This window comes from Pseudidiomarina taiwanensis (genome assembly GCF_003987435.1).
Classification (GTDB): domain Bacteria; phylum Pseudomonadota; class Gammaproteobacteria; order Enterobacterales; family Alteromonadaceae; genus Pseudidiomarina; species Pseudidiomarina taiwanensis.
Genome location: NZ_PIQG01000002.1, coordinates 143,287 through 158,580, shown reverse-complemented (window position 1 = coordinate 158,580; position 15,294 = coordinate 143,287). Strand labels below are relative to the sequence as shown.

The 15,294-nt window shown below is 50.2% G+C and carries 13 protein-coding genes and 3 tRNA genes; 12 read left to right on the top strand and 4 right to left on the bottom strand.

From position 1 onward, the window contains the following. The first annotated feature begins 267 nt into the window (after positions 1-267). From ybgC to nadA, 10 genes are all read left to right on the top strand, one after another. Positions 268-699, top strand: coding sequence for a tol-pal system-associated acyl-CoA thioesterase (ybgC, locus tag CWI83_RS04665; RefSeq protein ID WP_126826414.1), 432 nt, complete (start codon positions 268-270; stop codon positions 697-699). 1 nt (position 700) lies between these two features. Beyond that, positions 701-1,393: a protein TolQ gene (tolQ, locus tag CWI83_RS04660; protein ID WP_126827403.1), complete on the top strand. Its 693-nt coding sequence runs from the start codon at positions 701-703 to the stop codon at positions 1,391-1,393. Continuing rightward, positions 1,393-1,833 (top strand): protein TolR, encoded by a 441-nt coding sequence (gene tolR / locus CWI83_RS04655; protein WP_126827401.1) that lies wholly within the window; start codon positions 1,393-1,395, stop codon positions 1,831-1,833. The genes tolQ and tolR overlap by 1 nt, the downstream gene beginning before the upstream one ends. 2 nt (positions 1,834-1,835) lie before the next feature. Next, positions 1,836-2,780, top strand: coding sequence for a cell envelope integrity protein TolA (tolA, locus tag CWI83_RS04650; RefSeq protein ID WP_126826412.1), 945 nt, complete (start codon positions 1,836-1,838; stop codon positions 2,778-2,780). A gap of 20 nt (positions 2,781-2,800) precedes the next feature. Beyond that, a complete protein-coding gene (tolB, locus tag CWI83_RS04645) occupies positions 2,801-4,159 on the top strand; it encodes a Tol-Pal system beta propeller repeat protein TolB (protein WP_126826409.1) in 1,359 nt (452 codons plus the stop codon). Positions 4,160-4,209: 50 nt separating this feature from the next. After that, positions 4,210-4,749 carry a peptidoglycan-associated lipoprotein Pal gene (pal, locus tag CWI83_RS04640; protein WP_126826406.1) on the top strand — a complete coding sequence of 180 codons (540 nt, stop codon included), beginning with the start codon at positions 4,210-4,212 and terminating at the stop codon, positions 4,747-4,749. Positions 4,750-4,791: 42 nt separating this feature from the next. Next, complete coding sequence (gene ybgF, locus CWI83_RS04635) at positions 4,792-5,526, top strand: tol-pal system protein YbgF (protein ID WP_241969869.1); 735 nt, start codon at positions 4,792-4,794, stop codon at positions 5,524-5,526. 112 nt (positions 5,527-5,638) lie between these two features. Continuing rightward, positions 5,639-5,714: transfer RNA gene (locus CWI83_RS04630), tRNA-Lys, on the top strand. 27 nt (positions 5,715-5,741) lie between these two features. Continuing rightward, positions 5,742-5,817 (top strand) — tRNA-Lys (locus CWI83_RS04625). 78 nt (positions 5,818-5,895) lie between these two features. Beyond that, on the top strand, positions 5,896-6,942 hold the full coding sequence (nadA, locus tag CWI83_RS04620) for a quinolinate synthase NadA (RefSeq protein ID WP_126826401.1): 1,047 nt from the start codon (positions 5,896-5,898) through the stop codon (positions 6,940-6,942). Here the strand turns inward: nadA and CWI83_RS04615 are convergent. Both CWI83_RS04615 and ggt read right to left on the bottom strand, forming a co-directional pair. Then, entirely contained in the window at positions 6,939-7,808 is an 870-nt protein-coding gene (locus CWI83_RS04615; RefSeq protein ID WP_126826398.1) for an NAD-dependent epimerase/dehydratase family protein, read from the bottom strand. The two genes, nadA and CWI83_RS04615, sit on opposite strands and share 4 nt — an antisense overlap. 3 nt (positions 7,809-7,811) lie before the next feature. Continuing rightward, positions 7,812-9,524 (bottom strand): gamma-glutamyltransferase, encoded by a 1,713-nt coding sequence (gene ggt / locus CWI83_RS04610; protein WP_126826395.1) that lies wholly within the window; start codon positions 9,522-9,524, stop codon positions 7,812-7,814. A gap of 191 nt (positions 9,525-9,715) precedes the next feature. On the opposite strand from ggt, the gene CWI83_RS04605 reads away from it, so the two are divergent. After that, complete coding sequence (locus CWI83_RS04605; protein ID WP_126826392.1) at positions 9,716-11,752, top strand: alkyl/aryl-sulfatase; 2,037 nt, start codon at positions 9,716-9,718, stop codon at positions 11,750-11,752. Between the two features lie 239 nt (positions 11,753-11,991). Here CWI83_RS04605 and CWI83_RS04600 read toward each other — a convergent pair. Further along, a tRNA-Ser gene (locus CWI83_RS04600) sits at positions 11,992-12,082 on the bottom strand. 358 nt (positions 12,083-12,440) lie between these two features. Here CWI83_RS04600 and CWI83_RS04595 point away from each other — a divergent pair. Then, a complete protein-coding gene (locus CWI83_RS04595) occupies positions 12,441-14,318 on the top strand; it encodes an acetate--CoA ligase (protein ID WP_126826389.1) in 1,878 nt (625 codons plus the stop codon). Here CWI83_RS04595 and CWI83_RS04590 read toward each other — a convergent pair. Then, positions 14,315-15,286 (bottom strand): mechanosensitive ion channel family protein, encoded by a 972-nt coding sequence (locus CWI83_RS04590; RefSeq protein WP_126826386.1) that lies wholly within the window; start codon positions 15,284-15,286, stop codon positions 14,315-14,317. The genes CWI83_RS04595 and CWI83_RS04590 overlap by 4 nt on opposite strands. Positions 15,287-15,294 lie beyond the last annotated feature (8 nt).

The following is a 15,294-nucleotide window of genomic DNA, read 5'->3' as shown; positions in this document are numbered from 1 at the left end:
AATCCAGGGAACAATAACAAGAATAAGCGACAACCGGTCAGTTCATTCTTGAATTGAGGGTATTATAGATAGGTCAGACCAGCTTTCAACCTAAAAAAATTGTTTTTCACATTAGAAAAACTAATTGATAAAAATATGTAAAGGTTAAAAATTAACCTAAAAAAAATTGGTCAGACCAAAATAGACCAATAAAAACAAGGAATTATTAATTTTCTCGGCAACTTGTTGAATAAAAAATTCTCTGAACAAAAAATAATCAGGTCTAAAATGAAAATACCACAAAATGTCTTTTATTGGCCGTTGCGGGTCTACTATGAAGATACCGACGCCGGTGGCATTGTGTATTACGCTAATTATTTAAAGTTTCTCGAGCGAGCGCGAACTGAGTGGCTGCGGTCGCTCGGGGTTGAGCAGGATGGCTGGCTCGAGCAAGGGATTGGCTTTGTGGTGCGACATGTGGAGCTCGATTTGCGACAGCCTGCGCGATTTAATGCTGAACTGCGCGTTGCGGTTGCGGTCGAACAATTGAAACGGGCCTCGGTGGTGTTCAGTCAGTGGATTGAAAACGCAGAAGGTGAGATGATTTGTCGGGCAACGGTCAAGGCCGCCTGCGTCGATTTTAACCAACCGGCAGGTGGGGTGAAACCGATCCCCATGCCAGCAGCAATAGTAGAGGAACTCAAGCGTGCAACAAGCTGATATGTCGATCACTGCGTTAATACTCGAAGCGAGTTTTGTAGTTCAGTTAGTGATGTTAATGCTCTTGGCATTCTCAGTGATTGGCTGGATGATTATTTTTCAGCGCCGCAAAATTATCCAACAAGCAGGCCAACAAACACTCCAGTTCGAAGACCGCTTCTGGTCTGGAGTTGATCTTGCGCGGCTTTATCAAGAGGTCGCCGCTCGGGCTAATAATGCCAGTGGTATCGAAAAAATATTTCATGCCGGTTTTAAAGAATTCGCGCGCTTGCATGGTCGTCCCGGATTAGCTCAGCAGCAGGTATTGGAAGCTTCGTATCGCGCTATGCGAGTGGTGCACTCACGCCAACTCGACAAGCTTGAGCAAAATCTTTCTTGGCTGGCCACCATAGGTTCGATTAGCCCATACGTCGGCTTATTTGGCACCGTGTGGGGAATCATGAACGCATTTATAGGGCTTGGCGCGGTTCAGCAAGCCACCCTGGCTATGGTTGCACCGGGCATTGCCGAGGCATTGATCGCGACAGCCATGGGCCTGTTTGCCGCGATTCCTGCGGTTATTGCCTACAATCGGTTTGCCCATCAGGTGGAAAAAGTCGACAACCAGTATCAGAACTTTATGGATGAGTTACTTGCTATTTTGCAGCGTCAAAGTAGTAAAGAAGCGAAAGAGCAGAAGGCTGAAAGCGCATGATGATGGGAATCCAACGCCGGCGACGTAAGCCGGTTTCGGAAATTAATGTCGTACCTTACATCGATGTCATGCTGGTCTTGTTGATCATCTTTATGGTCACCGCACCACTGATTAGCCAAGGGGTTAAAGTGGACTTGCCGAAGGCTTCGGCTGAACCGCTATCGCCAGAGTCGAAGCCGCCTGTTGTTGCCAGTGTGGATCGCGATGGTCGCTATTATTTAAGTACTTATGAGCGCCCTAACCAACCACTGAGTGCACAAGATTTGGCGGTGCGGATCGCGGCAGAGCTACAACTTGACCCTGAGCGTCCGATTGTGGTGAAAGGGGATGGTGCGGTATCGTATAATCAGGTGGTACAACTGATGGTATTGTTACAGCGCGCGGGTGTGCCGCAGGTGGGGCTGATGACCGATAGTTCAGCGGTAACGGAGCAGGATTAAGCATGCCTAAGCTACACTTTAAATGGTCGCGCGAGATTACGGTTCCGCTAGGGTTATCGCTAGCGCTACACGTGGTGTTGGTGACCGTGTTGTTGGCAGGCTTAAACTTTTCTTCATTGACCAAGCCGAAACAAGTCTTACAGGTGAGTTTAAACAACCCTGAGGCACCACTCGACGAAATGCCACAAGACAGTGAAGTGGTCGAAGCGGTTACCTTTGACCAAGCGCAAGTTGATGCGCAGATCGCAGCAATCCAGCAGGCTGAAGCCGAGCGCAAGGCTGCTGAGGAACGCCGCATAAGAGAACTTGAACGGCGCGCCGAAGAAGCCAAGCGCCAGCGTGAAGCGGAGCAACGCAAGCAACGTGAACTGGCAGCGCAGCAAGAAGCTGAGCGCAAGCGTTTGGCGCAAGAGCAAGCAGCAGCAAAAGCAGAGCGAGAGCGTATCGAGCGTGAAAAACGCGAAGCAGAAGCGGCTGCTAAAGCTGCGGAAGAAAAGCGCAAGCGGGAAGAAGAAGCCGCCCGTAAAGCGGCAGAAGAGCGCGAGCGCTTAGAACGTGAGCGTCAACAGCGGGAACGTGAAGCGCGCGAGAAAGCTGAGCGTGAACGCCAGTTGCAAGAACGCCTGGCACAAGAAGCTGCAGCTCGTCGGACTGCGCGGATGCAACAGATTCAATCAGAGCTGGATCGCTATACCGTTCTGATTCAACAGACGATTCAGCGCAACTTCAATCGTGATGAATCGATGCGTGGTAAACAGTGTGAGCTGACCATTAGTTTATCACCGAGCGGCTTTGTGAAGTCAGTGACCACTGGCAGTGGTGATACTGCTGTATGTAATGCTGCGCAAACTGCAGTATTGCGAGCGGGCACTTTACCGGTCTCAGAAGATCGCGAAGTTTATGAGCAAATGAGCGTGATAAAGCTGACATTTGCTCCAGAATTTTAAATGTTTGAGAAGATGTAACTATGACAAAAAGACTCTGGATAATTGTACTAACCGCGAGTTTAACCCTGGCGCTGGCGCAGCAAACCGCGAAAGCTGCGCTTGAGATCGTCATTACCGGTGGTATGGACAGTGCACGTCCAATTGCGGTGGTGCCGTTCCGCTGGTTAGGCGACGGTGAGGCACCAGAAGGGCTCACGCAAGTCATTTCTGCCGACTTGATGCGTAGCGGGAAGTTTAATCCAATTCCCGTGCAGGCTATGCCGCAGCGTCCTTCAAACTCGAGCGAAATCGATTATGCACGCTGGGCAAGCCTCGGAGTTGAGGCGGTGTTGGTAGGGACGATAGAACCCTATTCACTCGACCGCTACACGGTTTCATTTGAGATTATTGATGTGTTGCGTGGGCAAATCACCGGTGGCACTCAGGTACTCCGGAATGGCCAGTTAGTGACTGCCCAAGATCATATTCTCGATGCCCGGACCAGTGTGATTGGGGGCGATCAGTTCCGTCAGTACGCGCATCGCATTTCAGATGTTTTTTACGAAACCTTAACGGGGCAGCGGGGTGCATTTATGACCCGAATTGCTTATGTTACGGTGAATTACGAGCAAGAAAAGCCATACGAGCTGGTGGTGGCCGATTATGACGGCTATAACGAGCAAGTTTTGTTGCGTTCTCCGGAGCCATTGATGTCACCTTCATGGTCGCCAGATGGGAATAAACTGGCCTATGTGAGTTTTGAAAACGGCCGGCCGGAAATTTTCAGTCAAGACATTTACACCAAACGGCGCGATAAGCTGACATCGTTTGAAGGCATTAACAGCAGCCCAGTATGGTCGCCGGATGGGAAAAAGCTGGCCATGGTGCTGTCAAAAGATGGTAATCCTGAGATTTATTTGATGGAGGTTGCGAACAAGCGTTTGCAACGGGTGACTAATCATCATGCGATTGATACCGAGCCAAGTTGGTCACCGGACGGTAAAGCGCTGATTTTTACGTCAGAAAGGGGTGGCAGACCGCAGCTATATAGCGTAAATTTAGATTCAGGTCAGGTTCGACGGTTAACCTTTCAGGGTGAACAAAACCTTGGTGGGACCTATACCCCAGATGGCCAACAAGTGGTGATGGTAAATCGAACCCAAGGGAACTACCATATTGCCAAGCAAGATTATCCGAACGGAGCCTTGCAGGTGTTAACTCAAACAGCGCTCGATGAGTCGCCTAGTTTGGCGCCAAATGGCAGTATGGTGATTTATAGTACCACCCATAACAACCAGCAGGTGCTAGCGCTGGTATCGGTCGATGGTCGCTTCAAGGCGCGCTTGCCAGCTCGGCAGGGCGAGGTGAAGTCACCAGCTTGGTCACCGTTTTTACGCTAGTAAGATGAATTCATAATTTGTTTTAATCGTTACAATTAAGGAACGCGGACATGAACGCACAAAAATTATTGAAAACGCTGTTGATCGCTTTTCCAATGTTGACCTTGGCAGCTTGTACGTCAAGTGATGACGCTTCGCAAGCAACTGGTCAGCAAACCAATCAACAGGTTGAAGACAGCACGCAAGGCAGCGGCGTTGAAATCGACGCAGTTGAGCGGACCAAAACTCCTGAAGAAATTCGTCAAGAGCAGTTTGCTGAACTTCGCCAAGAAAACATGGTGTTCTTCGCGTTTGACGATTCACGCATTACTTCTGAGTATGCACAAGTGCTCGCAGCACATGCTGAATTCTTGGTGCAAAACCCAACTGTGACCGTAACTATCGAAGGTCACTGTGACGAGCGTGGTACACCTGAGTACAACATCGCTTTGGGTGAGCGTCGCGCTAAAGCCGTTGCACAATACTTGCAAAACTTAGGCGTAAGCAGCTCACAAATCACCACTGTCTCATTTGGTGAAGAAAAACCAATGGTGCGTGGCTCAAACGCCGATGCATACGCGAAAAATCGTCGCGGCGTATTGGTTTACTAATCTAGCCTTATGCAAACTAGAACACTTCTCCTAAGTGCTCTTATGCTCACCGGTGCTGCCTATGCGCAGGCACCGGTTGAGCGTCTGGGCGGTAGCTCAAGCACTTCGCAACTCACTCTCGAACAACGGCTTAGTCAGCTAGAGCGGGTGATGGATGCCCGTAATAAAGCGCAAATGGCGTTGTTAGAGCAACTGACTGCGTTGCAGGACGAAGTTGCGCTGTTGCGTGGGAAAACCGAAGAGCATGCTTATCAGCTTGAGCAAGTGATGTTACGGCAGCGTGAGATCTATCAAGAGATCGATCGTCGCTTAGCGGCGACACCGACCCCAGCCGTCACTGTCCCGGTGGACAATGCGGGTATGGTCAGTGCCGGCACTACAAGCCCGACATATTCGGCTGATCTAAACGAGAATGACGCTTACGACCAAGCGATTAAGTTGGTTTTGGAAGATAAGCGTTATGATGCCGCAATCCCGGCTTTTCGCCAGTTTATTGAGCGTTTCCCGAACTCGACTTATGCACCGAATGCGCATTATTGGCTCGGTCAGTTGTTGTTTGCGGACGGTCAATTTGATGAGGCCAAGCAAGAGTTTGCCATGGTAATGGAGCAGTATCCTGACAGCAACAAGCGCGCAGATAGCATCTTGAAGCTTGGGATTATTGCGCAAGAGCAGAAGCAACCTCAATCAGCCCGTGCGTTTTATCAGCAAGTGTTGAGCGAATATGGCGATAGCACCGAAGCCAGTTTAGCGCAAAAGCGCCTTGCTGAACTCTAAGTGTTCGCAAATTGAGCAATCGGGTCAAATAAGCAAAAATACAGTTGCAACGCGGCGCTTTTTCAGTAAACTATGCCGCCGTTGCAACACATCCTTGTAACGCGAAGAGATTGGGTCGTTAGCTCAGTTGGTAGAGCAGTTGACTTTTAATCAATTGGTCGCAGGTTCGAATCCTGCACGACCCACCACTTTTCTTCGAGCACTTCCACGATCATGGGTCGTTAGCTCAGTTGGTAGAGCAGTTGACTTTTAATCAATTGGTCGCAGGTTCGAATCCTGCACGACCCACCACGATCTTCTTAGCCTGTTTCAGCGTATTCAAATGCTCTATAATAGATGCATTCACTAGCGAGTAACTGAGCCATAGCGATGAACACAACTGCAGAGATTCAAGCACGTTTGGTTGGGCAGTACGATTTTGAATTTCCAGCTAAACCTAAGCCGTTAAATGATGCCGAAAAGGTAGCGTATAAAGACCGGATCAAAGCACTGCTGAAAGCCAAAAATGCCGTGTTGGTGGCGCATTACTATACCGACCCTGAAATTCAGGCGTTGGCTGAAGAGACCGGCGGTTGTGTTGCCGACTCACTAGAAATGGCGCGTTTTGGGGCGCAGCATGAGGCCGAGACGCTAATTGTCGCCGGGGTGAAGTTCATGGGCGAAACCGCAAAAATATTAACCCCTAACAAGCGCGTGCTGATGCCGACTCTTGAAGCAACCTGTTCCTTGGACCTCGGTTGTCCTGCCGATGAATTTGCGGCATTTTGTGACCAACATCCTGATCGCACCGTCGTTGTGTATGCGAATACCTCTGCAGCGGTGAAAGCGCGCGCCGATTGGGTGGTGACGTCGAGTATTGCGCTTGAACTTGTTGACCACTTAGATGCGCAAGGTGAAAAGATTCTATGGGGACCGGATAAGCACCTCGGTGCCTATATTGCCAAACAGACTGGCGCCGATATGCTGATGTGGCAGGGCGCTTGTATCGTCCACGATGAGTTTAAAACCAAAGCTCTTGAAGACCTCAAAGCGGTCTATCCAGAAGCGGCTATTTTGGTCCACCCCGAGTCACCCGCGGCTATTGTGGACTTAGCAGATGCGGTGGGGTCAACCTCGCAACTGTTAAAAGCATCGCAGACTCTACCGAATAAAACCTTTATTGTCGCCACCGACCGCGGCATCTTCTATAAGATGCAACAAGCCTCGCCGGATAAGCACTTTATTGAAGCGCCAACGGCGGGTAATGGAGCAACCTGTCGCAGCTGTGCGCATTGCCCGTGGATGGCAATGAATGGCTTAGTCGCGATTGCAGATGCGCTTGAGCATGGTGGTAAAGCCCATGAGATTTTTGTCGACCCTGAGCTGGCTCAGCGAGCGCTGAAACCTCTTGATCGGATGCTGAACTTTAAAGCCTAGTCCGCTTCCGCCGAGCTGTTCGCCGAGTAGCCACCGCTTTGATAGGTCGCGTAACGAAGTTGATAGCCGCTGCTGCGCAGGCGGCTATTATCGAGCCGTTTGCTGCCGCGCGGTCCAATCACCTGAGTCTCTGCTAAACCCTCAACCGCAAGCCCATTGAGTTGTGCTAAGTAACGATAAAAATCAGCTTGTTGTACGGGCTGGTTATCGCTGACTATATACAGTGGATAGGCGGGTGGATGCTGAACCAAGTGCGTAATAAAGCCTGCTACATCATCGGCATGAATGCGATTGGTCCAAGCTGGAGTGAGGGTCACGCGACCCTGTTCAAGCAAGCGGCGCGCCATTTCACGCCCCGGTCCGTAAATACCCGAGCAGCGCAAAATCGTGCAGCTTTGCGGAATACTGGCGATCACTTGCTCGGCTTGCAAAAGCGCTTGTCCCGTTGCTGAATTTGGCACTGCGGGACTGCTCTCATCAAGCCAGCGGCCATCATCTACGCCATAAACTGAAGTGCTTGAAACATAAAAAACCTGTGGCTTGTGCTGATCTGTTGCGTGGCTTAACAGGTGTTGCAGATGACGACAAGGCACCACATAGCCCTGATGGTAGCGTTCGCCAGGGTCGTCTTCAGGTTGTCGCGCAGGGGTTAGGGTAATGACAATATAGTCGGGCTCTAGGGCAAGCGCTTGGCGCAGATCCACCTCATTGCAGGCATCCCCTGCAATAAGCTCAACGCCAGCGACTAGGGGCTTATTGTCGGGTTGGCGACATAGTCCCCAACAGGAAAAGCCCGCAGCACTTAAACGTGCAGCGGTGCGTTGGGCAATATCGCCGTAGCCAATAAATAAGACCCGTTTTTGCATGTTTTAGTAGCCTGCCGCATGTCCGTCTTTACGGCTTTCAGAGGCACCGTAGTAGACTTCTTCTTCATGGTTACGCCAGATGGCTTGATAGCCACCAAACGGTCCAACGGCTTCGCGCAGGGTGTGTCCCATCTTGATGAGTTCGCGTCGAGTTTCAGCCGAGAAGCCATTTTCGAGGCTGATGTAGCCGCCATCTGTCATCGCTTCACCCGTTGGCTGACTTGAACCCGTATGTAAGATCCGCGGGGCGTCCCCGGCTTCTTGTAAGTTCATACCAAAATCAATCATGTTGATCAGGATTTGGGCATGCATTTGCGGCTGTGTTGCACCGCCCATAACACCATAGCTCATCAACGGCTTGCCATCTTTGGTGACAAACGCCGGAATAATGGTATGGAAAGGTCGTTTACCCGGTTCAAAGACGTTGTTATGGTTAGGGTCGAGGGCAAAGAGTTCGCCGCGATTTTGCAACACAAAACCAAGTCCTGTTGGCGTCACACCTGAGCCCATACCACGGAAGTTACTTTGAATCAGTGACACCATAGTGCCATCTTTATCGGCGGTGGTGAGATAAATGGTATCGCCTTCAGTTGGCGGGTTGCCTGGCTCATAAGAACGTCCAGCGCGCTCCATATTGATGAGTTTTGCGCGCTCTTTGGCATACTCTTTATCGAGCAAGCCGGTTACCGGTACATCGTTAAAGTCAGGGTCTGAGTAATATTTCGCGCGGTCTTCGAAGGCTAGTTTTTTCGCTTCGACGAACAGGTGAATATACTCCGCGCTATCAAAACCCATGCTGGCGATATCGTAGTTTTCGAGAATATTTAGAATTTGCTGAGCGGCGATACCCTGAGTATTAGGTGGCAGTTCCCATAAATCGTAACCACGATAGTTGGTCGATACAGGGTCAACCCAGGTCGATGTATGGCTGGCTAAATCTTCGTAAGATAAGAAGCCGCCATGCTCTTGGACAAAGTCGGCCATGGTGCGCGCGATATCACCTTTATAGAAGGCATCACGGCCTTGCTCGGCAAGCGTGCGATAGGTATTGGCCAAATCAGGGTTACGGAAGCGTTCGCCTTTTTTCGGCATCTCGCCGTCTGGCATAAAGACTTCGCTAAAGCCGGGTTGTTTGTTTAAGAAACGGCCGCTACGCTCAAGATAGTAGGCAATCAGCTCGGTGACTGGAAAGCCTTGCTCAGCATATTCAATAGCTGGGGCAAGTACTTGTTCCATTGGTAACTGGCCAAATTTTTCATGTAATTCGAACCAGCCATCTACAGCGCCGGGTACTGAAATAGGCAATACGCCATAGGCTGGGATTTTGTCGTGACCGTTTTCAAGGAAATAGTCTAGCGTAAGATTCTTCGGTGACCGTCCCGAGGCATTGAGGCCATACAGTCGCTCAGTTTTCGCATCCCAAACAATGGCAAATAAATCGCCGCCGATACCATTTCCGGTGGGTTCTACCAGACCGAGCACGGCGTTGGCGGCAATCGCGGCATCGACTGCGTTGCCGCCTGCTTGCATGATATCGAGTGCAACTTGTGTGGCGAGAGGTTGGCTGGTGGCCGCCATGGCATTCGGCGCCATCGCTTCAGAACGGGTGGCGAAGTGGTGGCCAGTGATGCGGTCGGCGCTATGAGCAACGCTGCTAACGGTGGCGCTAAAGCAAGTCGCGAGAGTAAGTGTCGCGGCAATGATGGTTGTTTTCATGGGGACATCCTTTGCTGAATCTGAATCAGGTCTATAGTTTTTAGCATAAATAGCGGCAAAAAGATCGCTCGGGTAACGCAAAGAATTGTGCTTTGGTCGAACTTAAAGTGGCATGCGTAATTCGATGGCGCCGATATCAGTGCTTGTGCTAGCTTAAGTTATCTGTCGTTTAAGCTGGGTAACATCTCAAAATGAAGATAATAAACCGTATTTTTTATCTGCTTTACTGTTGCGCTCTTGCTGGCTTACTTAGCGGCTGTAGTGATTCGCTTGACTATGAAGCTGATGCAAATGCAGCGGGCCACACCGCCGCCACTCCTGCCACGATTAAAGCCAATCAAGCGCTGCTAGCACAGCGGCCATTTGCCGACCGCAGCGACTTTACCTTAGCTCGCAAAGGCTTACTCGCGCAAGAATCTGATTTACGCATTTTCGATAAGCAGGGCAGCGTAATTTGGGATATGAATGCCTATGATTTCATTGATGCCGAGGGCGAAAATGCGCCTGCTAGTGTTAATCCAAGCCTCTGGCGACAAGCTGCTTTGAACAACATTCATGGCTTGTTTGAGGTGACCTCGGGCGTTTATCAACTGCGAGGCTATGATTTAGCCAATATGACGATTATTGAGGGCGAAACAGGCTGGATTATTGTTGACCCTTTGACCGTAACAGAAACTGCCAGTCGGGCATTTTTATTTGCTCAGGCGCAGTTAGGAAAACAACCCGTCAAAGCGATTATTTTCACCCATAGCCACATTGACCACTTCGGCGGTGTGGAGGGCATTTTACAACATTTATCTGCGCAAGAGTTGGCGGAACTTAGGGTGATTGCACCCGCTGGATTTGATCATGAGGCGACCAGTGAAAATATTATTGCTGGCGCTGCAATGGGGCGCAGAGCGGGGTATATGTACGGTAAAGAACTTATGGTTGACCCAAGAGCTCATATTGGCAACGGCTTGGGCAAGCAACCCGCATTTGGGTCTTTTAGCTATCAACGTCCGACTGAGTTAATTGATGAGCACAATACTGAGCAAACCATTGCTGGTGTGCCTTTTATCTTTCAATTGGTTTCAGGCTCGGAAGCACCAAGCGAGTTCACCTTTTACCTACCCGAGCATAAAGCATTTTGTGGCGCTGAATTAGTGAGTCGTAATCTGCATAATCTCTATACCTTGCGCGGTGCCAAAGTACGAGATGCGCTGCTTTGGTCGCGCTATATCGATGAGGCACGCCAACGCTTTAGCGCTGCTGAAGTTTACTTTGCAAGCCATCACTGGCCGCTGTGGGGGCAAGCGCAGATCAATGAGTTTTTGGAGCAACAGCGCGATACCTACAAGTTTATTCATGATCAAACGGTGCGAATGATCAATCATGGCTACACTGCGAACGAAATAGCCAATACCATAGAACTGCCGGAAACGCTGATGCAGGCATTCCACAATCAGGGTTACTACGGCACCATTCAACATAATGCTAAAGCGGTCTATCAGTTTTATTTGGGCTGGTACAACGCCAACCCCGCCCAGTTACACCCACTGCCAGAGACTGATGTGGCCAAGCGCTATATCGAAATGATGGGGGGAATCGATGCTGTAGTAATTGCTGCAACCGCTCAATTTGAACAGGCCAACCAAACTGATGTGAATGCCGCAAATGCAACCTACAGATGGTTAGCTGAATTGCTCAACCATGCGGTTTATGCTGATCCGAGCCACGCCCCAGCGAAGGCCTTGTTAGCCAAGGTTTATGATCAGCTTGGTTACCAGGCGGAAGCAGCGCCTTGGCGTGGGGTCTATTTGAGTGCCGCCAACGAACTACGTAATGGCAAGCCGAGTGTTGGTATCGAACCGAGGGCGATGAAAGATATTTTGCTAGATACTGACGTCGAAAACTTCTTCACGTCGATGGCGGTGCGCTTGAATGCTGAGAAAGCAGCTGATGAAGAGTTACGTATCAAGGTGAGTTTGACTGATTTGAACGAGCATTATTTGCTGACAGTAAAAAACTCCGTGCTCCATCATCGACAAGTTGATGCTGATACGCTGGCTGATGCCGAGATAGCCGTCACCTTGCCGCTTTTGGTCGATATTTTAGTTGGTGATGCGGGAGTCAGTGACACTTTATTCAGTGAAGAGTTGGAAATCACCGGCAGTGAACTCGATGTATTGACATTTTTGGGGCTGCTCGATAAGCCTGATGGCTTATTTAATATTGTGACGCCGTAGGGTTTTTATTAAATTTGCTTGCGCCAGGAGATACAAAAAAACCGCCCAATGGGCGGTTTTCGGTGTGTACTAGCGGGTCGGGATTCACTCAGGCCATCCATGGCCTTCGCCCTCTGGGCAGCGCGTTGCGCTGTGCCAAACGGCTATCCTGCCGTTTGGTCGAACCGAAGGGTTCTTATCAAATCCGCTCGCACCAACAGATACAAAAAAAGCCGCCCTAGGGCGGCTTTTTTTGTATCTGGCGGAGAGAGAGGGATTCGAACCCTCGATACGCTATTAACGTATACACACTTTCCAGGCGTGCTCCTTCAGCCACTCGGACACCTCTCCGTAAGAGGGGCGTATACTAGTGCAAAGGCAAAATTCAGTCAATGCGGGGGCTTTGAAATAGCGGAATTTGTTGCGGTGGCGGGGATTCACTCGGGCCATCCATGGCCCTCGCCCTGCGGGCAGCGCGTTGCGCTGTGCAAAACGGCTATCCTGCCGTTTTGTCGAATCCTCGATACGCTATTAACGTATACACACTTTCCAGGCGTGCTCCTGCAGCCACTCGGACACCTCTCCTGAAATCGCTCGGCATCTCATGGAAATTGGTGCGGGAAGTCAACTTGCGACCATGGTCGAATGGGTAAAGTTTGTGGCGCGAGCTAGAGTAGCGATATTGAATGAAAAGCAAGGAAGGTGGAGCATGCGGTATCCTCATGAATATGAATCGTCGTTACAGAATCGCGAGCGGTTTTGGTTGCAGCAGGCGCAGCAATTACATTGGTTTAAAGCCCCAACCTCGGCCTGTCAGCTGCAAGCAAATGGTACTGCAAACTGGTTTGCTGATGGTGAGTTGAACCTCGCTTATTTGGCACTTGATTATCATGTGGATAATGGCCGTGGTGAGCAGACCGCACTTATTTATGACTCGCCAGTTAGCGGTCAAAAGCAAACCTATACCTACCGTCAGTTGAAAGAAGAGGTTGCACGCTTTGCCGGGCTGCTGAAGAAACAGCATGTGAAGAAGGGCGATCGGGTGGTGATTTATATGCCGATGATCCCGCAAGCCGCGATTGCGATGCTTGCCTGTGCTCGGCTCGGTGCCATTCACTCGGTCGTATTTGGTGGTTTCGCCCCGCATGAACTTGCGGTGCGCATTGACGATGCTAAGCCAAAGCTCATTATTACGGCTTCGTGTGGTATTGAAGTGAGCAAAGTGATCCCGTACAAACCGCTTGTTGATGAAGCGCTGAAACAAGCACGGCATGAGACCGACAATGTGATTGTTTGGCAACGCCCTGAAGTAATTGCTGAGTTACAGGCGCCGCGGGATCTCGATTGGGCAGCGGCGCTAGGTGATGTGACTCCTGCCGAATGCACTACCATGACTGCCACTGATCCACTTTATATCCTGTATACCTCGGGAACTACCGGCACCCCGAAAGGGGTGGTGCGTGATACCGGTGGCTACGCCGTTGCATTGAACTATTCGATGGGCTTGGTCTACGGAATTCAACCCGGTGAAGTGATGTTTACCGCGAGTGATGTGGGTTGGGTGGTGGGCCACTCTTATATTGTTTATGGCCCTTTGATTCGTGGTGCAACAACCATTTTATTCGAAGGTAAACCGGTCAGAACACCCGATGCCAGTGCATTTTGGCGAATTTGTGCGGATTACCAAGTGAGCGTGCTGTTTAGCGCACCGACCGCATTTCGGGCCATTAAAAAAGAAGATCCAACTGCTAAATTGATGGCAGGGCATGATCTATCTCAGCTCAAGCGTATCTATATGGCCGGTGAGCGTCTTGATCCACCCACCTTAGAGTGGACGCAGGCGGTAACGGGTAAGCCAGTTTATGACCATTGGTGGCAGACCGAAACGGGTTGGGCGATTGCTGCGAACCCAGTTGGACTGACTGAGTATCCGATTAAACCCGGTAGTGCGACCCTGCCCGTACCTGGCTATGACGTCCAAATTTTGAATCCAGAGGGCGAACCGGTTGAGCCCAATCAACAAGGTGCGGTGGCGATTAAATTGCCCCTACCGCCGGGTTGCTTGACGACTATCTGGGGTAATCAAGAGCGCTTTGAAAAGGGCTATTTGACTGAATACCCGGGATATTACAGCAGCGGTGATGGCGGCTATAAAGACGATGATGGCTATGTGTTTATTATGGGCCGTACCGATGATGTAATTAATGTCGCTGGACATCGTTTATCGACCGGGGAAATGGAAGAAATTCTAGCGATGGATGAGGCTGTTGCTGAGTGTGCCGTGATTGGCATTCAAGATGAGCTGCGTGGTCAGGTTCCGCTTGGTTTGGTGATCACCAAAGATGGTACCACGGTCAGTGATGAGGATTTAGCAGCACGACTGGTACAGCGCGTGCGCAATGACATTGGTGCAGTTGCCTGTTTGCGTGAAGTGTTAGTGGTCCCACGGTTACCGAAAACACGTTCGGGCAAGATTTTACGGCGGGTATTACGGCAATTGGCCGATGGCGAGCAAGTGGTGGTGCCATCGACTATTGATGACCCAAGCTGTATTGATGAATTGGCGAGCCGCCTAAGCGAGCGCTAGAGCTCGTCGGCGGCGTCGTTATCAGGGCGCTTTTGTGCCACTTTTTTGTTGGCTGGCTTACTGACTTTGCGAGCCACAGGTGGCGCAGCTTCACTGTCCCAACTGCGAATATGCAAATCACGCTGCGGGAAAGGAATTTCGATATCATACTCTTGCAGTGAGGTGTGAATTTCCCACAAAAACGCGGCTTGCACGGCGCCGGGACGATTGACTGCTTCGGGCCTTAGCCACACGACTAATTCGAATATCAAGGCACTGTCACCAAATTCAACCAGCCACACTTGTGGTGGTCGATGGCTAGCATCGGTTAAGGTATGTGGAACGCGTTGCGCAGCTTCTAGTACGGCTTTGCGGACCAGTTCTTTGTCGGTGCCATAGGCAACCCCAAACGGCACTTTAATGCGTCGATAGGTATCGCGCATGGTCCAGTTGGTGACGCGCCCGCTGACAAACTCAGAGTTTGGCACCACAATATCGATATTATCGTTGGTGGTAATGATGGTGCTACGGATGCTGATTTCTTTAACTTCACCCGTAACCCCTGATTCCAACTCAACGAAGTCGCCCACTTTCAGGGTTTTGTCGAACAGCAGGATAATCCCTGAGGTGAAATTACTGATCAGGTTTTGTAGACCAAAACCGATACCGATACCGAGTGCACTGGCAAAAATGGCAAACTTAGTCAGGTCAATGCCGATACTGGCAACTGCCATTAAAAAGCCCACCAACATAATGATGTAATGACTGATGCGTTTTAATGCGTAGGCGGAGGACGTCGAAATATTGTTCTTGTATTGTGAGAAGCGTTGAATCGCTTTTTGAACGAGTCGTGAGACAATATAACTGACCACTAGAATGACGAGAAAGCGCAGCACATCGGCATAGGTAAGTGCGGTTTCTCCTAAGGTGAACCATTCACTACCGAGCCAACTAAAACTATCTTTGATTGCTTGCCAAATTGATTCCATATGGGCTA